The 21,887-nt window shown below is 52.8% G+C and carries 20 protein-coding genes and 1 tRNA gene; 16 read left to right on the top strand and 5 right to left on the bottom strand.

Translation table 11 applies throughout. From position 1 onward, the window contains the following. Positions 1-22: 22 nt before the first annotated feature. The 8 genes from BUB27_RS13530 (at position 23) to lpxA (ending at position 7,709) form a co-directional block, all read left to right on the top strand. Complete coding sequence (locus tag BUB27_RS13530; protein ID WP_143184397.1) at positions 23-301, top strand: CopG family antitoxin; 279 nt, start codon at positions 23-25, stop codon at positions 299-301. A gap of 4 nt (positions 302-305) precedes the next feature. Further along, positions 306-758 (top strand): VanZ family protein, encoded by a 453-nt coding sequence (locus BUB27_RS13525; protein WP_143184396.1) that lies wholly within the window; start codon positions 306-308, stop codon positions 756-758. A 136-nt stretch (positions 759-894) separates the two neighbouring features. Beyond that, a complete protein-coding gene (rpsU, locus tag BUB27_RS13520; RefSeq protein ID WP_143184395.1) occupies positions 895-1,143 on the top strand; it encodes a 30S ribosomal protein S21 in 249 nt (82 codons plus the stop codon). Between the two features lie 189 nt (positions 1,144-1,332). Next, positions 1,333-2,085 (top strand): ABC transporter permease, encoded by a 753-nt coding sequence (locus BUB27_RS13515; protein WP_143184394.1) that lies wholly within the window; start codon positions 1,333-1,335, stop codon positions 2,083-2,085. A gap of 6 nt (positions 2,086-2,091) precedes the next feature. Further along, entirely contained in the window at positions 2,092-3,711 is a 1,620-nt protein-coding gene (locus BUB27_RS13510; protein ID WP_143184393.1) for a motility-associated ABC transporter substrate-binding family protein, read from the top strand. A 19-nt stretch (positions 3,712-3,730) separates the two neighbouring features. After that, the gene (locus BUB27_RS13505; protein WP_143184392.1) at positions 3,731-5,635 is read left to right on the top strand and encodes a DUF4340 domain-containing protein; all 1,905 of its coding nucleotides are present in this window, start codon (positions 3,731-3,733) and stop codon (positions 5,633-5,635) included. A gap of 22 nt (positions 5,636-5,657) precedes the next feature. After that, the gene (locus BUB27_RS13500; protein ID WP_143184391.1) at positions 5,658-6,872 is read left to right on the top strand and encodes an aminotransferase class V-fold PLP-dependent enzyme; all 1,215 of its coding nucleotides are present in this window, start codon (positions 5,658-5,660) and stop codon (positions 6,870-6,872) included. A 63-nt stretch (positions 6,873-6,935) separates the two neighbouring features. Beyond that, complete coding sequence (lpxA, locus tag BUB27_RS13495; protein ID WP_143184390.1) at positions 6,936-7,709, top strand: acyl-ACP--UDP-N-acetylglucosamine O-acyltransferase; 774 nt, start codon at positions 6,936-6,938, stop codon at positions 7,707-7,709. Positions 7,710-7,723: 14 nt separating this feature from the next. On the opposite strand, the gene BUB27_RS13490 is transcribed toward lpxA, so the two are convergent. The 3 genes from BUB27_RS13490 to BUB27_RS13480 are packed head-to-tail and all read right to left on the bottom strand — an operon-like array spanning position 7,724 to position 10,881. Continuing rightward, positions 7,724-8,236 carry a hypothetical protein gene (locus BUB27_RS13490; protein ID WP_143184389.1) on the bottom strand — a complete coding sequence of 171 codons (513 nt, stop codon included), beginning with the start codon at positions 8,234-8,236 and terminating at the stop codon, positions 7,724-7,726. A gap of 48 nt (positions 8,237-8,284) precedes the next feature. Further along, on the bottom strand, positions 8,285-9,619 hold the full coding sequence (locus tag BUB27_RS13485; protein ID WP_143184388.1) for a hypothetical protein: 1,335 nt from the start codon (positions 9,617-9,619) through the stop codon (positions 8,285-8,287). A gap of 5 nt (positions 9,620-9,624) precedes the next feature. After that, the gene (locus BUB27_RS13480) at positions 9,625-10,881 is read right to left on the bottom strand and encodes a hypothetical protein (protein WP_200797152.1); all 1,257 of its coding nucleotides are present in this window, start codon (positions 10,879-10,881) and stop codon (positions 9,625-9,627) included. Here BUB27_RS13480 and BUB27_RS13475 point away from each other — a divergent pair. Then, positions 10,823-11,062: a VF530 family protein gene (locus BUB27_RS13475; RefSeq protein WP_143184386.1), complete on the top strand. Its 240-nt coding sequence runs from the start codon at positions 10,823-10,825 to the stop codon at positions 11,060-11,062. The genes BUB27_RS13480 and BUB27_RS13475 overlap by 59 nt on opposite strands. On the opposite strand, the gene BUB27_RS13470 is transcribed toward BUB27_RS13475, so the two are convergent. Next, complete coding sequence (locus BUB27_RS13470) at positions 11,059-13,449, bottom strand: hypothetical protein (protein WP_143184385.1); 2,391 nt, start codon at positions 13,447-13,449, stop codon at positions 11,059-11,061. The two genes, BUB27_RS13475 and BUB27_RS13470, sit on opposite strands and share 4 nt — an antisense overlap. Before the next feature lie 99 nt (positions 13,450-13,548). Between BUB27_RS13470 and BUB27_RS13465 the strand changes: the two genes are divergently transcribed. Next, positions 13,549-14,055 carry a peptidylprolyl isomerase gene (locus BUB27_RS13465; RefSeq protein WP_143184384.1) on the top strand — a complete coding sequence of 169 codons (507 nt, stop codon included), beginning with the start codon at positions 13,549-13,551 and terminating at the stop codon, positions 14,053-14,055. A 116-nt stretch (positions 14,056-14,171) separates the two neighbouring features. Next, a tRNA-Leu gene (locus BUB27_RS13460) sits at positions 14,172-14,259 on the top strand. A gap of 57 nt (positions 14,260-14,316) precedes the next feature. Here the strand turns inward: BUB27_RS13460 and BUB27_RS13455 are convergent. After that, the gene (locus BUB27_RS13455; RefSeq protein ID WP_143184383.1) at positions 14,317-15,171 is read right to left on the bottom strand and encodes an alpha/beta hydrolase; all 855 of its coding nucleotides are present in this window, start codon (positions 15,169-15,171) and stop codon (positions 14,317-14,319) included. A gap of 113 nt (positions 15,172-15,284) precedes the next feature. Between BUB27_RS13455 and BUB27_RS13450 the strand changes: the two genes are divergently transcribed. From BUB27_RS13450 to ispF, 5 genes are all read left to right on the top strand, one after another. Continuing rightward, positions 15,285-17,699: a trypsin-like peptidase domain-containing protein gene (locus BUB27_RS13450; RefSeq protein ID WP_143184382.1), complete on the top strand. Its 2,415-nt coding sequence runs from the start codon at positions 15,285-15,287 to the stop codon at positions 17,697-17,699. Positions 17,700-18,284: 585 nt separating this feature from the next. Then, complete coding sequence (locus tag BUB27_RS13445; protein WP_143184381.1) at positions 18,285-19,637, top strand: MBL fold metallo-hydrolase; 1,353 nt, start codon at positions 18,285-18,287, stop codon at positions 19,635-19,637. 99 nt (positions 19,638-19,736) lie between these two features. Continuing rightward, the gene (locus tag BUB27_RS13440) at positions 19,737-20,606 is read left to right on the top strand and encodes an FKBP-type peptidyl-prolyl cis-trans isomerase N-terminal domain-containing protein (RefSeq protein WP_143184380.1); all 870 of its coding nucleotides are present in this window, start codon (positions 19,737-19,739) and stop codon (positions 20,604-20,606) included. Between the two features lie 97 nt (positions 20,607-20,703). Beyond that, positions 20,704-21,384 (top strand): metal-dependent hydrolase, encoded by a 681-nt coding sequence (locus BUB27_RS13435; RefSeq protein WP_143184379.1) that lies wholly within the window; start codon positions 20,704-20,706, stop codon positions 21,382-21,384. A 20-nt stretch (positions 21,385-21,404) separates the two neighbouring features. Further along, on the top strand, positions 21,405-21,884 hold the full coding sequence (ispF, locus tag BUB27_RS13430; RefSeq protein ID WP_143184378.1) for a 2-C-methyl-D-erythritol 2,4-cyclodiphosphate synthase: 480 nt from the start codon (positions 21,405-21,407) through the stop codon (positions 21,882-21,884). Positions 21,885-21,887: the final 3 nt, after the last annotated feature.

Below are 21,887 nucleotides of genomic sequence, written 5' to 3'. Positions count from 1 at the left end.
CCGAACCGCCTGAATTTTTTTCATGAACATTATCACCAACTGGTCAGATCTTCCCGATTTTGAAGATGAACAGGAAGAAGCCGACTTCTGGGACAAGCATGAGCTGGATGCCAGACTCATGATCGGCTCCCTCCACGAGCCAGACTCCCGTGAATCCACTACCATCACCTTGCGTTTCGACCCCCGCATGCTCTCCCGCATCAAGCGTATGGCTCGCTCACGCTATCTCAACTATCAGTCCATGATGAAGCAATGGCTCTCTGAAAGACTGGAGGAAGAAATTCGCAAAACCGAACAATAAACCCATGAGAGGATTGCTGGAGCGCATCCAGACACTTCTACCCAAACGCCCCAGATTCTGGATCATCCTCTGGGGCGTCTGGTTTGTCACTCTCTGGTTTCTATCCTCCAGAAATACGAATACTCCTCACGGGCCGGAAATCCCCCACTTCGACAAAATCGCCCACTTTGGCTATTTTGGACTCGGAGCCATCTTCGTCAGCTCCTGGATCAGACTGAAACACCCCGCCCTCTCGAAGGCCGCAGTCATCCTCATCGTCACGGCACTCGGCGCCACTGTCGGCGCGATCGACGAATACCATCAGACCTTCACCCCAGGACGCAGCGGCAATGACCCCTACGACTGGCTGGCGGACATCAGCGGCTCCCTTTGTGGCGCCCTGGGCACCATTTCACTCCTGCAGCCCTACAAGCGCCGCCCCGCAGAGCCCCTTGACCGAGCCACCGCAAGCGACTGACCCTCAAAACTCCACAAATGCAGCGCATAAAATTTTAGACACGCTTTAAAATTTTCCATCCCCATACTTGACATATCCCCGTCTTAACACTAGCTTCCGCGCCCCGACCTGAACAACCATTACAACGTTTAAAATTATGCGTGGAGTAACACTTAGCAAAGGAGAACCAGTAGATCGCGCCCTCAAGCGCCTCAAATCAATGCTCGACAACGAAGGCATTCTCGAAGAAATGCGCCGTCGTCGTTCTTTCGAAACTCCTACCCAGCGCTCCCAGCGTAAGGCGCGCACCGCTTCCAAGCGCAATCGTCAGCGCTTCCGCTACACTAGCCCATCCCAGGACGCAGCCGCTGCTGCAGCTAAAGAAGCTAAGCAAAACGAAGCATAAATCACTTTAAGCGTTCAGGTCTAAGCTTTCCCGAGGCATCCTCCCAAGAGGATGCCTCATTTTTTTACCCTAATTTCAGACATTCACGCGCCTCACGGACGTTTCTTTCACGGAATCTGTCCAGACTGTAACTAAATCCTTGGAATCCCCGTCGTTACGTCCTACCACTTTGCCCAGCAGTCTTCTATCATGCGCACCCTCATCATTCTCTACAAAAAAGAGCTCAAACACTTCTTCCTGACACCATTTGGTTGGGTAGTGTTTGCGTTCGTCATACTGCTTCAGGGACTTTCGCTTTCCTCCGTGCTCGAGCAATACGAGAAGGCCCCGGTACAGGCGAACATCCTCTCCTCCATTTTCACGACTTTCATTTTCTGGATCTACTTCCTGTTCCTGTTTCCGCTGATCACGATGAAACAGCTGGCCGAGGAAGAGAAAAGCGGCACCCTAGAGAACCTCCTCACCGCCCCTGTCACCACCTGGCAGGTGGTCCTCTCCAAGTACCTTTCCTCCTACACCTTCTACCTCTGCCTCTGGATCCCAGTCTACCTGCAGCTGCATATTTTCGAATGGGTCACTGGCACCGCGCCACCAGTCACGAACGGAGACATCATCGGTACTTTCCTGATCCTCTCCCTGATTGGCAGCTTTTTCACCGCAGTAGGCATCTTGGCCTCCGCCCTGACCTCCAGCCAGATCATCGCCGCCATCATCACCTTTGGCGCCCTCGCCTTCCACCTCTTCCTGGGCTACATCCCCATGATCGCCGGTGACTCCTTCCAGGGAGCAGTGATCTTCCACTACATGGCTGTCCAGGAGCACATCGCCTACTTCTCTCGTGGCCTCGTAGATCTACGCCCGGTGGCCTACCACCTTTCCATGGCCGTTTTCACACTGATTCTTACCCACCACATCGTCGACTACAGACGCTGGAAACACTGATCCCATATGGCTGAAGACACTTCCAAACCTGCCGACAACGCACCGGACGAAGATACAAGCTTGGTGGAAGAAACACCCAGCAATGACAAAGTACGCTCTATCAACCGCCTTGGTATTGGCACCATGGCCGTACTGCAGATCATCTTCACCTTCTCCTCGGTCATCCTGCTAAACTACCTCTCGTGCACCAAACATCAGCGCTACGACCTGAGCCAGCACAAGGACTACAGCCTTTCCAACCGAAGCCAGACCTATCTCGCCAGCGAGGAAGTCTCCGCACGCTCCACTCCCGTGAAGATGGTGGCGCTCATTAAGCAGCAGTCTCCCTACTACCTGCGCCTTCGCGCCCAACTGGAGAATTACAAACGCTTCGCCAATGACCATCTGGACTTGGAGTTTGTGGATCCGATTCGTGACCCTCAGCGCGCCCAGGAAGTCTCCACCACCTACCAGCGCAACCTCACGGAGGAGATGATCATCATTGATGCTCGCACCGAAACCCAGCTCGAGGAACGGTCCGAGGAGGAGTCCAGAATCGATCTGGCCACCCACGTGCGAACCGTGCCCGTCAAATCCCTCTTCATCGAGGAAATGGACCGCTACAACCACTCCTATATATCCACCTGGAGAGATGAAGACCTCCTGACCACCTATCTGGTTAGCGCGATCGAAGGCAAGCCTCGCAAGTTCTACTTCGTCGTAGACAAGTCTCAGATCGACGACAAGGCGGAAGGCACACCTGCCTGGAAGACATTTCAGCAGCTGCTACTGATGCAGAACATCCAGCTTGCACCGCTGCAGATCTCCACCACTCAGAGCATCCCTCAAGACGCCGAGGGACTCGCCATCATCGGGCCAAGCTTTGACTTAGATGAACGTGAAATCAAGACACTGTCCGAGTACTGGGACCGCGAGTCCTCCGCCATCTTCATCACTCTGGACCCAGAGGCCAAGCTAAACAACCTCAAGCGCTTCTTACGCGAGTATGGTATCACCCCGCAAGACAACCGCGTAATCAGCGTCAGCGGCAACCAGACACTCACCGCCACACGCGCCATCTTCAACCAAGGCCCAACCGTCAACAAAGACCTCGCCTTCCAAGCCACCCAGTTTGACGGCTCCACAAGCAGCCTCGAAGTTGCTTCGAACGACGACCGACTCAATATCCGCAACATTACTCCATTCCCCCTCATCCAAGCGGCTGAAGGCTGGTGGGGCGAAACCCGCTATACGGAGCCCAACCCGACTTTCGACCCGAGAGAAGACCTCGGCACACCCAAAGGCGCCCCTAGCGAGACTCCAGTCCCAGTGGCGGCAGCAGTCCTCAGAGGCCTGGAGAATAATGACCGCACCATCAACCTGACCTCCCGCATGGTCGTGATCGGCAACACCGATTACCTGAAACCGAACAACATGCGCGAAGAACTCACCCACTTTACGAATTCCTCGCTCAACTGGCTCGTGGGCCGCGAGAATCTCATCGGTATCGGTCCAAAGCCGGTCACCAATCAGAAAGTCACCGTCCAATCCGCCCACAAATCCTTCATCGACCAATTGGTGCTGGTGTTCATGCCTCTGTTCGCCCTCATGATCGCCCTCGTTCTCTGGAACAGCAGACGCTCATAACCAAACACGCCTCTAGCACGTGAGATTATTTTTCACCATCATTCTGATGCTTAGCACTGCCGCTCTCGCAGTGCTCACTCTCGTGCAGACAGACCAAGCGGATTTCATCACTCTTTTCAACAAAGAGAAAGTCCGTGAGCCGGGTGACAACCTCTACGACGACAACCTGCTCACCACAGCAAAGATCACCATACTCACCGGCAAAGAGCAACGCTTCGTCTTCGAGTACGATCACTCCAAGGGGCTCTGGAACTGCACGGAACCGTGGCAAGACCGCGCGGACGGCCCACTCCACATTGCCCCACTGATCCTGATGGCGCAGACCGCAGAGATCCAGGAAGTCATCGACATCGACGAAGTGGACCGCAAGACTTTCGGCATCACCAAAGATAGCCCACGGATCATCCTCCACAACACACAGGGAGATGAGCTAGCCAACTTCGCGATTGGCCGTACCTCCCCATGGAAAAAACTCATTGAAGGTGAGGAGGAAATTCTTGTCCCCACGGTATTCATCCGCAAGCGCCACAAGCCGGAAAAGGAAGCCATCTATCTCTGCACGGACTCCACTGGCGACATCCACAAACTGCTGGAGAATAATCTGGAGCGCTTCCGTGACCATCGCCCCTTTGCCCTGAATGTGCACGATCTCAAACAGGTTCGCCTCAAACGCGGCAGCTCAGAAATCATTCTCCAACACGAAGCCGACAAAGCAGCCTGGAAAATCACCAAACCACTCGAGCTGGAAACTGACCGCAAAGCTACTCAAGGTTTCCTAGCCACTCTTTCCAAGCTGACTGCCGTCAAGCTTCACCCTCGCGCATCCGTCACCCTCCCGGACAACCTGACTAACATCACCGAGATTGGTGTCACCACATTCAGCCAAGACGAGGAAATCACCCTTCAAATTTACCCAGCCCAGCCCGGCGCTGCCTCCACCTACGCTACGGTGAGCGATAGGGATATCGTCTTTGAGCTACCACTCATTTCCACCCCGAGCATCCCGGCCTACCTCGGCCAGATCCCAGCAGACGTAAACCAGCTGCGTTCTCGCAATATGGTCAAACTGGATCGTAAAGACCTGCGCGGCGTGATCGTGAGGACACCGCAGACCACGCCAGTCATCATTTCACGCATCCCGGGCGAGCCCTACAAAATGCTCGATCTCAACAACGCCCCTCAGCCGATCGATGAAGTCGTCCTGGCAGAGCTGTTCCAGGCAGTCAGCCTCGATCCAGTCAAAAACTTCGTAAGCGACGCCGCCACGGATCTCAGCGCCTACGGTCTGGACAACCCGTTCCTGACGGTCGACCTCCTGTATTTCGAAGCCCAGCCAACGCGCCTGCAGCTGGGCACTCCAGCCAGCGTAGACACGATCTACGCCAATCTCAAAGGCTCCCCAATCGTCTGGGAACTCGATACGAGCACCCTCAATAAAATATCCCGCTTCTATTGGGACTGGAAACCCAAGGTAATTTGGAACCTTCCCGTTATAGACATCATCGGGTTCACCACCCAACAGCGCGACAAGCCTTTGGTAAGCGTCGAGTACGACTACCTGGGAGACACCTTCACCGCCAAGAGAGGCGAAGAAGACATTTCTCACACCATCAACCCAAACCGGGCAAAGTACTTCCTCAACCAAAACCACTTGCTCACCGCCAGCAAGCGACTCGGCCCTAACCACAAGCAGGCTGCAGAAGCTCTCAAGAACCCGATCTTCACGGTCACCATCACCGTCCAAAACTACGACAACCAAGCCATGCCCTCAGACACGAGCACCTACCAGCTAGACATCGCTCGTATTTCAGAGAACGGCTCGAACCTATTCTACTACGGCAAAGCTTCTAACGATCCCGACTACCTGCGGCTCGATCTCGACACCGTGAAGAAGCTGGCCACCGATATCTTCGACGAAGACTAATCCAGTCCACGACTATAGCATCATGTCTCCGGAAATCAGATCACAGTTCCCCATCCTAGAGCAGACCATCAACGGCAAGCCGCTGGTGTACTTTGACAATGCAGCGACCGCCCAGAAGCCACTGGCTGTACTGGATGCCTCCCGCGCCTACTACACGGAGCTGAACTCAAACGTCCACCGCGGGGTACACTACCTCTCCCGCAAAGCTACCGATGCCCACGAGCACGCCAGGGAAGTCGTCGCCGCGCATTTCAATGCACCGCACACACACGAGCTCATCTTCACCTCAGGCACCACGGACGGCATCAATCTGGCAGCAGACACCTTGGCACTATCCGGCCGCATCAAGTCAGGAGACCGCGTCCTCATCTCCGGACTCGAGCACCACTCAAACATCGTCCCCTGGCAGATGCTCTGCCAGCAGACAGGCGCGGAACTGGACGTCATCCCGGTGACTGACTCAGGCGAGTGGGATCTTTCTAACATCGACTCCCTCATCACCGAGAGAACCAAGGTCGTTGCCCTTAATCACGTCTCCAACGCCCTAGGCACCATCAACCCAGTAGAGACGGTTATCCCTAAAGCCAAGGCTGCCGGTGCTCTCGTCCTGCTGGACGGCGCCCAATCCGCTCCTCACATGAAGGTGGATGTGCAGGCACTAGGCTGCGATTTCTACGTTTTCTCCGGCCACAAGACCTATGCCCCTACTGGCATTGGCGCTCTCTGGGGCAAAGAGGAAATCCTCAACTCCCTGCCACCATGGCGCGGAGGCGGTGAAATGATCAAGGAAGTCACCTTCGAGAAAACCACCTATAACGACCTGCCCTTCAAATACGAGGCCGGCACCCCGAATATCGAGGGAGCCATCTCCCTGGCTGCCGCCCTCCAGTGGATGCAGCAGGTCGGGCTCGACACCATTGCCAATCACGAGCATGAGCTCCTGGTACAAGCCACTGCAGCCATCCAGGAAATCGAAGGCGTAAAGATCTACGGCACCTCCGAACACAAAGCAGGCGTGCTCTCCTTCGGCATCGAAGGCATCCACCACTACGACCTCGGCACCCTTATCGACAACATGGGTATCGCTGTCCGCACGGGCCATCACTGCTGCCAGCCTCTGATGGCACGCTTCGGCATTACCGGCACCACCCGCGCCTCCTTTGCCATCTACAACACGGCCGAGGAAGTAGACACCTTCATCGCTGCGCTCAAGAAAGCCGCCATGATGCTGCGTTAATAAGCGCAACTTAGTGCATTATTCCCTTCTACCCGACACCATCTTCTATCTACGATTGATCCCGTGATTCACGAAACAGCCATTATTTCACCAGAAGCCACCATCGGCGAGAACGTCTCCATCGGCCCCTACTGCGTGGTCGGAGAAAACGTTACTATCGGTGACGGCTGCACCCTGAAATCACACGTCGTCATCGAAGGCCCCTGCACTATCGGCCAGGAGAACATTTTCTTCCCCTTCTCGGCGATCGGCCAGCGCACCCAGGACCTCAAGTATGTGGGTGAGCCCACCTACCTCGTCATTGGTGACCGCAATACCTTCCGCGAGAACTGCACTATCCACCGCTCCACCTCGCCAGACACGCCGACCACCATCGGCAATGACAACAACTTCCTCGCCTACTCCCACGTCGCCCATGACTGCGTGGTAGGCAACCACTGCATCTTCTCTAACAACGGAACCATTGCTGGCCACGTTGTGGTGGGAGACCACGCCATTATTTCCGGCTTTGCCGCAGTACACCAGTTTTGCCGTGTCGGTGAGCACTCGCTCATCGGAGGCTGTACCAAAGTCGTACAAGACGTCCCGCCATTCACGATCGTCGATGGCACGCCGGCTGCCGTACGCTCAATCAATCAGGTCGGCCTGCAGCGCCGTGGATTCACGGATCAAGACATCTCCTTCCTCCGCCGCGCCTACAAGCGCGTCTTCCTCAAGAAGGCCACAAACCTCACCCTCTCGCTAGCCGATCTCAAGGCTGCCGACTCAGCCAAGAACGAGCACGTCAAGACCCTCATCAAGTTCCTAGAAACCACGGAGCGCGGAGTGATCAGATAGACTGCCTAGTTCAGCTAGACCTCCAGCCTATCGTAGGCTTGCTTGACGAGCATCTCGCGCTTCAGTTCGGCAGCAATCACGGCATCACGACCACGATCTTGCTCTTCGGCCAGTTGCCCGACTTCCCTTTCAAACTCCCGATAACGGGCATTCGCCGCCTGTAAGCCTATTTTAGCCGCCAACAGGTCTGCCGTGATTAATTCAGCGCTGGACTTAATGATCAGTTCATTCCCCTCACCAAAGGCCACTTGGACACCCCGCTCCACCACCTCTTCCCGAAACAGCTCAAGCCACGCTTGATCAAAATCAGAACCTAACAGGAATCTGAAATCCACACATGCCTCTTTAACTTGATAACCCAGTTTCTCAACAATCCGCACTTCAGGCGTAAACGGCAAAGGCCGAAAATTGAGAACCTTTTGCCCGATTAAAGCAAAGACATAGACCATCCGCTCATGGAGGGTGAAAAACTGCCTGTAGTAAGCGCGAGTGATTTGTTCCTGAAATTTCACTGAATTTGACTGCATGATTTTAAGTCACCACGAGTGGTATTTTTATTCGGCCAAGAAGAAAAGCTACCAATCTAACATCGGATACACCTTTTGCCGTTTACTCGTATTATGGATGATGAGATAGTCATCAATACCATTATTATCCAGCAGCATTATGAATGCCTTCACACGATGGAGGGGCACACCCTTATCGACAACAATCACCATACTAGGCTCGACCCCTGCTCCTCCGGCGAGTTCCGTATAAAGCTCGAGCCTACTGCTCAATTTAGCCCTCCCCCCTAGATCATAATCGTAGCTTTCCTCACTATTTAGTAGCATCCCCTTCCCCCTCAACTGCATAAACATTGGCTGCCTATCACCCTCGCCAATGGGAATATCTTGCACTGAACCGATCATGTGCTTAATCGGGTCGTTCACCTTCACGGCCAGATCTTTTTTATCAAACTGATAAGCTCCTTCAGGAGGAGTCAAAGCCCCTTCAGCCAGATCATTGGTCGTAAAGAACAATACATACTTTATCCCTGCATCCTCAGCTTGCTTAAGAAGGATCTGCGAATACTTAAATAAATGCTCCGGCTCCCCGACCACTGCCAGCCAAGGCTCTCCCTCCTGAATAGCCTTCACCTTCTCTCGGAGATGAGAGCTTACCTCCAAGTCCGTCTTGAGTATCTTACCACCCTCATCATAGACCACACCTTTAAAGCCCAGCCCCACCTGAATCTTGGTCTCTACTTTACCAGCTATATAAGCACTCATTCCAGGCAACTCATACTCTAGAGGGATAAACTGTTTTGCCGCATCCAGCCTCATAGGCGCCTCAGAGATCATTTTATCTCCCATCATTTTTTGCAGTAGTGATGCAGCTCTAATCGCCTGATCCAGAGACGTCTCACCAGTAGCCTGAAAAGACAAAGGATAATCTGTGACACCTTCCATTTCACCTCTTAGCAGCATCCTTCGCCTCACCTCAGCAGCAAAACTTATTTTACCTTTACCATCTGCCTGCATCATGAAGGCAGGATTATCCCCAGGCCCGAGCGCGAACAACAAATCCCCACAAACACCCAGCACAAACGGCTGCCTCCCCTTGAGATCCGCCACCTCTTTTTGAAATTCCTTCACAGTGATATTAGCTCCAGTAAACTTAACAGGCCCTTCATCATCACTTATTGAATCCAATATTAACTCACCGTTCCCGTGCACAAATGGCGCCTCAGCTGGTAGGTAGACATTCTTCATTTTTGTCCCGCCATCTGCCAGCAAGCGTACACTTTTCCCTTTCATCGGCATGTTCCCAGCCACTAGCTTCCACTCTCCATTTTGAAATGAGAACTCTACTGACTCTTGCCCAAGGACGAGCAGAGTTGAAAACAACAAACACAACAACACCTTCATCTCATTTACTCACTGAAAACTTCGAACGTCACCTTATCTATTTGCTGAGCAACTAACAGATTAATAGCATCGAGCACTAATGATTGCGGCGCGTCACCGCTTACTTGGATGGAAACATGCACGTCGCCCTGAGCCTTCAACTCTTTGAGCTTTTTGTTCGCTGCCGCTTTATCGCCCCCCTTGAGGACACCAAACTGCTCTCCGTTGATAGACACCACTTTGGCTTCGACCATGATTGTTACCCTCACCTTACCTTCACCTGCTTTTTTATCAGCAGGCGCAACCATAGACACCTCCTCATCCAAAGGCTTCACGGCGAACTGTGGATCAATCTCGCCAAAATCCTCTTTATCAGGGAACCATACTTGTGTCTCGTCCCCTCGCCCTTGCTGACTCTCAGCTGCATTCTGATCTTTTGACCCCGCCCAGCCCTTCCTAAAGATAGGCGCTAGAAACAAATACTTGGAATCATCTACCAGTAAAAATGCCTTTTTTACCCCCATGGCATTCCATTTCTTAGATGCCTCAAAATAATCAGCGTACACACTACTCTTGGAGGTCACAAATACCGCGCCAATCTCGTTCGGATGCGCAATAAGCTCTTTAAGCTTGGACTCGTAATACGCCTTACCCCGACCGTCAGCATGCATCCAAGCTTTCGATATCATCACATCAGATTCCCATCGAAGCTCCTCATTTTTCAACCAGCCTCCGAAGCAGCAAGAAACTTTACCATAGAGTCCATACAAACGAGCCGAGTAGGGCTCGGAGCCAGCACAAGAAGGCACTGGCTTTCTCCTGACCAATTCAATCTCCTTACTACTCAATCCTTGTAGCACAATAGTTTCATCACCGAGCGCCAGCATGAGCGACCTGCCCTCCAGATCCTGCACCAATGGAAAAATTTTATGAAACACCTCCATCTCCGTATTCGCAGGAGCCATGATCCGAAGATCTTTTGCCTCCCGCTTAATCAGCCCAAGCTCTTCCACATTCGTAATCTTTCCATCTTTGAGCCACTGCTGCCCATCGTAGCTCAGCTCAATCACTCCCTCCGCAAAGACGGTGGAGAAGAGCAGCAGTAAACAAAGCAAAGTACGCATGCGCTGATTTTTCATAAATCCCCTACAAAGAACACCTAAAATCGCCTTCACGAGCATTTCTGTGCTTTCCGTGGGTTCAGAGGTCTGTAGATTCCCACTTATGAGCGAACCGCGCAAGCAAGCGAACAATCCCCTGCATGGAATCACCTTGGAGCGCATGCTTACAGAGCTAGTGGAGGCCTATGGCTGGGACGACCTTTCCTTCCGCATCCGCATCAACTGCTTCGCCAAAGACCCCTCCGTCAAATCCTCGCTCAAGTTCCTGCGCCGCACCGGCTGGGCCCGCAAAAAAGTGGAAGAACTCTACCTCTACTATTTGGAGTTCGATAAAAAGGACTAAGGTTTCCCTTTCTCCAGTTTCTCAACAATCAGCTTCAAGTAGCCACCCTCATAATTCGGTCTGGCTTTCGCTTCTTTGATGAAGATGCTCTTCACCTCTGGATAGCGCGACATGAGTTTGATAAAGCGTTTCCATGCCCAGACTTCATAACCGAGCTCTGGATCATCCAAGTGCAAGAAGTCATATGGCTCGGAGATAACGAAAGCCGCCAGCATCTTGGCTTCCACCTCTTCATTCTCTACCGCCCAAAAAGCTGTGACCTTACGTGCCATGTGGAAACGCTCTTTCCAAAGCACTCTTCGCTCATTCTGACTTTCTGCTCCCCACTTGCTGGAGACTTGTTGGGGATCCCTGGTGGCCAGACGCCTTAAAAACTCCCTGCTCTCTCGGTAATCGTTTGCCCATAGAAAGAAGATCACTCTGTCTCCCGCTCCATCGCCATAGAGCAAGGCATTCTCGGCATAGAGCTTGATCTCCTTTTTAGCCTCATCTCCAACACAGGACGCTAAGACACTTAGCGCATTTAGAACCTCACTATTTGCAAAGTAGTACCTCCCTCCTTCGGAGACAATCTTCTTAGATATCTCCCGCCACTCACTCGCGGATTTTGACCAATACACCATAGACCCCAAGGCTTTCATCTTAGACTTTGGGTCACACACACCCACCACAAACCCAAAGCCAATCTTTTTGAGTACGGGATAAACGACACCCTGCTGGTCAGGAAACCACTCTGGCCTGAGTACACCTAGCGCTCTACTCCTGTGCCTCCATGACACATTGCTCCCCTGCGCCTTAGCAATCACCCACTTCAACATCTGACTCATCTCCTCAGGGAAAAATTTCCTGTAGGTTTCTAGTAGGCTCAAGCAATAGAACTCCCTATCCTCAGGACTCATTCCATTCACCAACTCCTCTCCAAGGTGCGGCGCCACTGCTAATAGGTGCTCAATCGCTTTCTCCTTCTTCGCACGCCCAGCGACTACCCTCACATGTGAAAGCAGCACTTCGGCATACTCTTCAGGATAATCTCTCCAGAGCTTCTTGAGCGCCCATTCTTTTAACACACCATCCTGCTCTGCCATCTTTACGAGTTCCTCAGGATACTCAGATGTAGAAACCTTCAGCATCACATCCTCTAACAAATCTGAAAATCCATCACTAACTCCACGCTTGTACTTCAGTCTTAACTCCTCAAGACGCACAAATTTAGATTTCAGCTTTTCCTCCTCATTCAATTCTTCCAAAGGGCCGCCATCGTGCGCCATAGGATCCTTTTCACCTTCCAGGGCTTTTTCCAGAGCTTGCCACTCCTGAACCTCCTTCTTTATGGCTGCCAAGTCTTGCTTAAACTCAATTCTCCCCAATTCACCAGTAGCCTTCACTACCCACGCCAACATAAAAGCAGGCACAAAGCATTTTTCCCGTAACAGATAGATCTCGTTCATGCCACTGCTGATCTCTCGCAATTGGTCACGGTTATGCTTTGGTGCCAGTTTGTTCCTGTGCCGAGTCAGGTCGTTGCGCTGAGTCATGCGTTCATATCGCTTCCAACGCTCCCCTAGCAGCTCAGGTAGGCGCTTTGATAAATATTCACCAGTTAGATCTCCGCAGACCTGTATAGCGTATTCGTCATCCCAGCGAGTCGACACTCCACTCCACGTTCTCCTGTCCGAGTAAAGATCATCTACAACACTCGGGCTAATATACTGCAAGCCACATCGCCCATCAGAGGTAACAATACTGACTCCCCGCCCTCGTCTACCATCTTTGTCATCCACCACACGTTCCGACCTCAATAAGGTCAGATAGCACATCAGCTCAGCAACACGCTTACACTCCTCAGGCTTTAGTTGAATGACCCGGATATCATAGCCCACCTCATCAATCAAGGAGTTAGCAAAGACCACCCCATTCGACGTATTACTACAATACACCAACAAATTTTTATCTAACGAAAAAGCCCAATACGTTTCCCTATAGTAATAGCAATTAGGAGTACTCTCTTTATAAACCAGCCATCCCTCCTTAGGGAGCTTCTGATTCTCGGACTGCGCCCATTTCAGCCTATAATGCTCTTTGTGGTAGGCGGACTGATTCGCGAGAGCGTATTGCATCGCAGCCTCTTTAGATGACAGATCCTCCATTTTATCAGGAAATACAGTGGGTACCCCAGGAGCAAAGACACCTTTCTTCACCCTCGCCACTTTGCCTTCACCAAAATACTCCAGCAGCTCCTCCCAACTCATTGATGAGAAATCAGGCTGAGGGTAGACCTCTTTTTCGAACAATTTCTTTCGGTAATTCGAATAATCCATGGGCACCGCCATGAGGGCCATTACCGAGATACCTAGTAGCGCAAGGATAGATACGGAGAGCAAACGCATAAGACACAGCATTATCCTAATGCTCAGACACAGGCAATCCCGAAGCTCAGGCAACTTGCTGCTTGAATCTTGCAGGCTCAGGCTTGAGACTCCGGCACCATGAGTGAACTTTCAGATATCAAAATCACTATGAAGACCAGCAAGGGCGACATCGACATCACTATGTTCGCCAACGACACACCAGTGACTTGCGCTTCTTTCCTCAACCTTGCCAAGAAAGGTTTCTACGACGGCATCAAATTCCACCGTGTGATCGCCAACTTCATGATCCAGGGTGGTGACCCTACCGGTTCCGGCATGGGCGGCCCAGGCTACAAGTTCGAGTGTGAATGCAAGCCATGGCTCAAGCACGACTCCGCAGGCATTCTTTCTATGGCGAATGCTGGCCCGAACACCAACGGCTCCCAGTTCTTCATCACCCACGGCCCTACACCTCACCTCGACGGCCACCACACCGTCTTCGGCAAGGTCTCCAAAGGCCAGGATGTCGTCGATTCCATCGCCCAAGGCGACACAATCACGACGATTGAAGTCCACGACAGCACTGACGAACTCTTCGAAGCTCAGAAAGACCGCATCGAGGACTGGAACGCCAAATTAGGCTAATCCACTCTGCCTGACTTGGTGATGGCAGGGGCTCGAAAAAAAATGCCATTTTATGCAAAGATTTTCTTGCCATGGGTCAAATTTCGATTACAACCCGCCTCACCAAATCACACCTCGCTCGGGTGGCGGAATTGGTAGACGCGCTAGACTAAGGATCTAGTGCCCGTTAAGGGCGTGGGGGTTCGACTCCCCCCTCGAGCACCATTCTTTTCAAAGAAGCCTTTCAGTTCACTGAAAGGCTTCTTTGTGTCTAGTCCCTGCTTACTTTTTGGACGGCTTCTCCTTCAAGTAGCCAAGCTCGACCAAGAAGCGATCCATCTCGACACAGTTTAACTTGAAATACTTTCCCCCGCTCTTGTTGGCATTGAAAAAGCCGTGCTCCTGGCCAGGATAGACATGCAGCTCACTCTTTACACCCAGCTCCTTCATCTGCTCCTGGAAAAACTCGGCGGTAGATACAGGGATCAGCTTGTCCTTATCGCCTAGGAAAACGATTGTCGGCGGCACTTCCTTGCTAAGATTGTGCATCGGTGAGAAATCTTTCCAGTAGTCCCTCACCCGGTCATAACCGTAGCCTGCCTCGCTATTATCATAGACAGGGTTGAAGAGAACCAGAGCAGCCGGCCTGCAACTCACTTTCAGATCATCAGCTGGATCATCATACTTCTTCAGCGTGGCAGTAGCCGCAGCTACGTGACCCCCTGCCGATCCTCCACCAGCCAGCACCTTATTAGGGTCAACCCCAAGCTCCCTGGCATGACTGCGCACGTAACGAATAGCTGACTTCCCGTCCATCACACACTCCTGAGGACGGGTCTTGTGGCTTTTCGCAGTACGGTAGTCGGCAGAGATCGCCACCATCCCGCGGGATGCCAAGTACTCGCAGTGCGGGTAGAACTGCTGCGCCGCTCCAGACTTCCACCCGCCACCAAAGAAAAAAACGATGGCCGGGCGCGCATCATTTTTCTGATGACCCTCTGGATAGAATACGTGCAGCTGGAGATCCTTACCTTCCACCTCTTTGTAGGTAATATTCTCGTCTGGCTTCTGCTTCGCCAAAGCTGGCAAGAAAGAGGGAACCAAGAATAGCAATAGAACGGGTAGGACTCTGAACATCTTGATAGTTACGCCCACTACAACATCAATCTCTCCTCAATTCTTGGCCAATATCACCAATTATCTGACGACTTTAAACAAACCTGCATTTCAGAGCGCTATCCAAGTATCACATGAAAACTCTGCTCTCTCCGCACTACCTCACGATCTGTGCCCTCACTCTGGGCAATTTCTCCGCATTCACCAAAGACGCAACACAGCATTTCGATCTGAAATCCTTGGAGGCGGCCACCGCCTCCATAGCCGATCCCTGCCGTGAAGCCACCGTAGGCATGTCCATTGGCAATGCCCAAGGAACCGGCGTCATCATCGACCCGAAAGGCCTCATCCTGACTGCCCACCACTGCGTGGATTACGAAGGCAGGGAGTTTGAAGTCATTCTCTCCGATGGAAATCGAGCCAAGGCTATCGCAGTCTACTCGGACAAAGCGTCCGACACAGCTCTGGCACTCATTCTCGACCCAGCACCCGAAGGGGGCTGGCCACACCGCCCGCTCCGCCCGGTAGATTCTCTGGGTGACCTGAAAGATGGCGACTGGTGTGTCGCCTACGGCAATGGCGGCGGGCTGCAGCTCAACCGCCCGGCCCCGATGCGTCTGGGCAGGGTACTCGGCCTACACGAATGGCAAGGGGTGAAACAGTTCATCACGGACAATACCGTGGTCTCCGGGGACTCCGGAGGCCCACTCTTCGACATCGAAGGCAGAGTAGCAGGCATTACTAGCAATGTTTCCCCGAAAAGCGCTCTAGCTAATCACCACGCCCGCCTGAGTATCATCATGGACATGTGGGGTGACACCATCCGCGGAGAGAAAGCCCTCCCCGAGGTCGATGCCCTTAGAGAACTGGGCAAAAAGAATGCCCTGGAAGCCCAAAAGAAAGCGAAGAAAAGCACACTCAGCGAGGAACAGAAAGAACAGACCTCCGAACTCCTACGCAAGCAATACGGAGAAGATTTCCCTCAAGAGGTCATCGACATCATCCTGAAGAACTCCGCTCTCAATGCCAAAACAGGAGCGATGAACATTCAGATCACGCCTTCAGTCCTCAAGGAGATCACCGCAGCCGGTCATGACCTCGTCAAACTCGGCCTGATCACCGAAGAGCAAAACAAGCAACTGGAAGAACTGAATCAAAAAAACAAGGAGCAGGCAAACGAGCAGCCGGCAACTCCGAGAACCGAGGAGGAACAGACCATCGAAAAGCTGCTCAAACAGCAATACAAGGGACAGGACATCCCGGCTGAAGCCCTGGACCTGATGATCTCCGTGGCCAAGTACAACCCAGAGAAGAAGCAACTCAATCTCCCCCTCACGAAAGAACATCTCGAACGTCTCAAGAAACTTGGTTTCGACCCCTTGGCCAAACAAAAGAAAGCCAAGCAGGATGAGGTGATCAAGCAAGCCCTGCAGAAAAAATACGATGGCAAGCTCACCGATGAAGCTCTGGCCATCATGATGGATCACTCCCACTACAACCCAAAGACGGGAGAGCTCAAAATAGAACTCAGCCCCGAAGGCCTGGCCAAACTCCAGGAACTCGGCTTCCTCAAAGACGAACAGGTGAAAAGCAACAAGGTCGACTATGACAAGCTTGCCGGCCAATTCGGTGACAGCGCTGCTGATATCTCCGAGAGTTTCCCCAAGACCCCGGAAGCCATTCCCGTTTATCTGGATGATGCTCAGGTCTGCCTGGCGACCCCCATTCGTAAAGAAGGTCTCCTACTTACCAAAGCCAGTGAACTCGGCGACAAGGCAGAAGTGCACTTGCTCGTAAAAGGCCAAAAGATTGCCGCTAAAGTCATGGGCAAGGATGAAACCAGCGACTTGGCACTACTCAAAATAGACCAAGAACTCACTCTTCCGACTTGGACTGAGAACACCTCTAATCTGGGGCAGCTGGTTGTTAGCCCGGGAGCAGACAAATCCACCCTTGGCGTGATTGGCAACCGTCCTCGCCTCATTCCAGAGAAACTCATCGGAGCCGGCAATGGAAACAAGGCTGTTCTTGGCATCAAGGCCCACCCCACCAATGAAAGCGACAAGGGAGTTCTCATCGAGGAAGCTGACGAACACCTGCCCGCCGGAGCTGCTGGCATCAAAAAAGGTGACATCATCACCCACATCCAGGGGGTTGCCGTAGCCAATATCGAAGCCTTGTCCGAACAGGTTGGCAAATTCATTCCCGGAGACAAAGTCGAGCTGATCGTCCTTAGGGAGGAGAAAACTCTCATCATTTCTGCTACTCTGGAAGACGCCAGCGGCAGCGAACTTTTCGCCATGAATGCCACAAGCTCCACCGCTCAGAAAATCTCCGCCAAGGGCGGCAAACTAAGCACACGCCGCATGAACTTCCCAGAGTGCCTGACCCACGACGCCCTGATCTGGGCCACAGATTGCGGTGGTCCACTCTACAACCGAGAGGGCAAAATGGTCGGTATCAACATCGCCCGCTACGACCGTACCGCCAGCTATGCACTCACCCGCAAAAGTGTCGAGGAAGCGCTCAAGCGCTTGCTGCAGAACTAGCCATAGCTCCACCTTGCTTCAGCGGGGGCAGTCCGGGCACGGTCTGCTCCCGAACTTTTTACCCAAAAAGAAAGAAACCCCTAATCTTAACAGATAAAGGGGTTCCACCATTTAGACCGTGCTGGTCAAACCAGGGGTATTTGGTTCTATAGAATACGTATTTGTATGTATTTATTTGGTCGCTTCGACTGGCACATGGCTGCAGGTACAAGGCTTTGGTGGAGGGCAGCAATACTTCTGTACGTGACCCCACTGTGCGTGGCTCTGGATTTTAGGCCATACATCGCAACCTTTTGCAGACTGATGACATGGATGGCACGGGTGTGAGCATGAGCTCATCCCGAACAACGCCGCCATACCGACAGCACCGAGTATAATTTTAATTTTAGCCATTCATTATTTCTATCAAAAATTTACAATTTGACAACATAAGAAGAGTCTTTATGGCCCCCCTGTCACCTTCTGGCAGAAAATCACCTCGCCTTTGCCCCGAATCTCAGAGAGACTCCGCGGGCGTCCCAAGGCCTTAGCTAAGGCAAATGCCCCCCTTGGATAACGGAATCTAGCATCCCAAGACTGAATACCATGTTTTTTCAAAATCTAGCACGAGACAATGAAATCGGCGCCAACTCCTATCTACTAGATACCGGGGACTGCCGCATCGTGCTCGATAGCGGAATGCACCCCAAGGAAGAGGGCCAGGAGGCCATACCCTGCCTGAATGAGGTTCCCTACAACAGCGTAGATGCCATTTTCCTGACACATTCCCACCTCGACCACGCTGGCACCATCCCCGTGCTGATGCGTGATCAACCCGAAGCGCCAGTATATATGACGGCTGCCACGGCAGGCCTAGCCAGCGCCCTGCTGCACAACTCGGTCAATGTGATGCAAATCAAACGCACCGAACTGGGGATCACCGACTACCCACTCTACGGCCACCGCGAACTCGACCGCCTGGTAGGACGCTGGAAGCATCTGGAAGTCGAGCAAACTCATGATCTAACGCTGCACACCTCCGCTACCCTCTATGATGCCGGACACATTCTTGGCTCAGCCGGAGTGATGATCGAATCTCAGGGCAAGCGCATCTTCTATACTGGAGACATCCAGTTTGAGGACCAGACTCTCATCACCGGCGCCAAGTTCCCGGAGGACAACATCGACACTCTGATCATTGAAACCACACGTGGCGCCAGCCCACGCTGCGAGTCCTACACTCGTGAGTCTGAAGAGGACAAACTCTGTGAGGCCATTCTGGACACTCTTGAGCGTGGAGGCTCCGCACTCATCCCGGTATTTGCCATGGGCAAAACCCAGGAGGTGCTCACCATGCTTTACAAGTTCAAGCTGGATGGTCGCATCCCTGAGCAAACCCCGATCTACATTGGCGGCCTCAGCACCAAGATGACCGTGGTCTTTGACGAGTTTGCCTCCACCACTGCCCGTAAGATCCCCGACTTCAAGATCCTGGAGGACATGGAAGTCCAGACCGGCAGCAAAGGCAAGAAGACACCGATCTCCTACCGCCCGGGCGCCATCTTCGCACTCTCCAGCGGCATGATGACGGAAAAGACCATCTCCAACAATTTCGCCCAGTTCTTTATCAACAACCCAAAGAACTCCCTCCTCTTCGTGGGCTACGCAGACCCGGAATCCCCTGCCGGTAAGATCCGCCAGACACGCCGTGGGGACATCGTCCGCCTGAACCCCGAAAACGACCCTGTCGTACTGGACTGCCCGGTAGAAGTTTTTGATTTCTCAGGCCACGCCACCCGCGATTCGATTCTCGACTACATCATCCGGGTGAACCCGAAACAGGTCTTTCTCGTACACGGCGACAAGCCCGCCAGCGAGTGGTTCCAGCAGCAAATCGCAGCCCGGCTGCCGCAGACCGAGTGCATCATCCCAAAACCAAAGAAACAATATACCCTCTAGGTGCCGCTCGTAATCATAGAAATCTGTGCCATAAGTCAGGACTATCCCTCGACAGCACGCCACAAGACTCCTAACTTTTCGTCAACCATAAGAACAATCATGAAAAAACACATCAGTATCGCCGCCCTCGGCTTGGCCATTACTTCCACAGCATTCGCCCAAGATGAAGCGAAGGCAGCAGACAAAGCAGCCCCTGCTGAAAAGGCTCCTACAAAAGCGGAAGCGCCTGCTGAAGAAGAAGCTCCAGCACTCAAGCCTGAAGAAGTCACTGGCATCTCCTCCTACGGCCTCGGCTACCAGAACGCCATGCAGCTTGCTGGTGCAGGCATCAACCCTACCGACGTCGACAAGGAAGCTTTCCTCAAAGGATTTCTCGCAGCCCTGAGTGGTGATGACGCTGAATACACTCCTGAACAATTCCAAGCTGCTATGCGTGGACTCCAGGAGTCCATCATGAAGCGTGAAGAAAAGATCGCCTCAGACAACCTTGAGAAGGAAAAGAAATTCCTCGAGGAAAACGGCAAGAAGGAAGGCGTAGTCACCACAGACTCTGGCCTCCAGTACGAGATTCTCGAAAAAGGTGGTGACAAGAAATACGAAGCACCTGCAGACCTCCCTAACGGCATGGACATGCAGACTCAGTTCCACGTGTCCTACCGCGGCACTCTCATCGACGGTACTGAGTTCGACAAATCTCCAGAAGGCGAAGCCATTCCATTCTCACTGCAGGTGGTACCAGGCTTTGCAGAAGCCCTCAAGATGATGCCTGTAGGCGCCAAGTGGAAGCTCTACATCCCATCCAAGCTCGGCTACGGTGAACGCCGCAACGGACCAGTCCTTGCACCAAACAGCACACTCATCTTTGAAGTGGAACTGAAGGACATCTCCAAGCGTGAACTTCCGAAAGGACTCCCGGGTGGATTCCCAGGCGGCCTTCCACAAGGTCACCCACCAGCAGGCGGACGCTAATCAGCCCCTGCCTATCTAACTCATTTGCTACAAAGCCGCTGGTCATCCAGCGGCTTTTTTACTTCTAATCTCTGACCCGCAACCACATAGTAAACCCATGAACGTCACCTTCTACGGACACGCTTGTTTTTCAGTCAGCATCGCTGGTAAGACCATTCTTTTTGATCCTTTCATTACCCCGAACCCAGCCGCTGCATCCATTGACATCGAACAACTTAATCCAGATTTCGTTCTCCTGTCTCATGGACACGAAGACCATGTGGCAGACGCTGAGCAAATCCTCAAGCAGTCAGGCGCTACTCTCATTTCCAACTTCGAGATCGTTTCCTGGTTCCAACAAAAGGGAATCGAGAATGCCCACCCCATGAATCACGGCGGCAAGATCCAGCTCCCTTTCTGCACCATCAAGTACGTCAATGCAGTGCACTCCTCCGTGCTTCCTGATGGCAGCTATGGCGGCAATCCGGGCGGCTTCGTCATCGAATCCGAAGAAGGTTCTTTCTACTATTCAGGTGATACCGCTCTGACCTACGACATGAAACTCATCGGCGAGTTCCACAAGATCGACTGGGCAGCTCTCTGCATCGGGGACAACTTCACGATGGGTTATGAAGATGCAGCTATCGCGGCCGACTGGGCAGGTGCAAAGAACATCCTCGGACTGCACTACGATACTTTCCCACCGATCGCCATCGACCACGCGACAGCCCGTGAACACTTCGAATCCAAGGGACTTTCCCTTTTCCTTCCAGCTGTTGGAGAAAGCATCGAAATCTAATTCTGAGAGGACAATAGACTATGAAGATCCGCACAGGAATCGGTTACGACGTTCACCAATTTGCCGAGGGCAGGAAATGCATCCTTGGCGGAGTCGATATCCCTCACTCAGTAGGCCTGTTAGGTCACTCGGATGCAGACGTGCTTTGCCACGCCATCGCTGACGCGGTGCTGGGAGCACTCGGCCTGCCAGACATCGGCTACTACTTCCCGCCGCAGGATGAGACCATTGAGGGAATTTCCTCTTTGGACATTCTCAAGAAATGCCGCGCGCTAGCAGATGAAAAGGGTGCCGACCTCCAGAACATCGACTCCAGCCTGATCGCCGAGGCCCCCAAGGTACTCCCTCATCTCGAGGCTATGAAAGCCAACATCTCTGAGGCCCTCGGCCTAGAACCAGAAGACATCGGCATCAAGGCCACCACCAACGAAACCATGGGCTTTGTTGGCCGCAAGGAAGGCATCGCCGCCATGGCCACCTGCTGTCTCATCATCCAGTAATCC

It is taken from the genome of Rubritalea squalenifaciens DSM 18772 (genome assembly GCF_900141815.1).
Taxonomy (GTDB): domain Bacteria; phylum Verrucomicrobiota; class Verrucomicrobiia; order Verrucomicrobiales; family Akkermansiaceae; genus Rubritalea; species Rubritalea squalenifaciens.
Note: the sequence above shows the minus strand (reverse complement) of the source record. Positions and strands in the feature narration are given on the sequence as shown.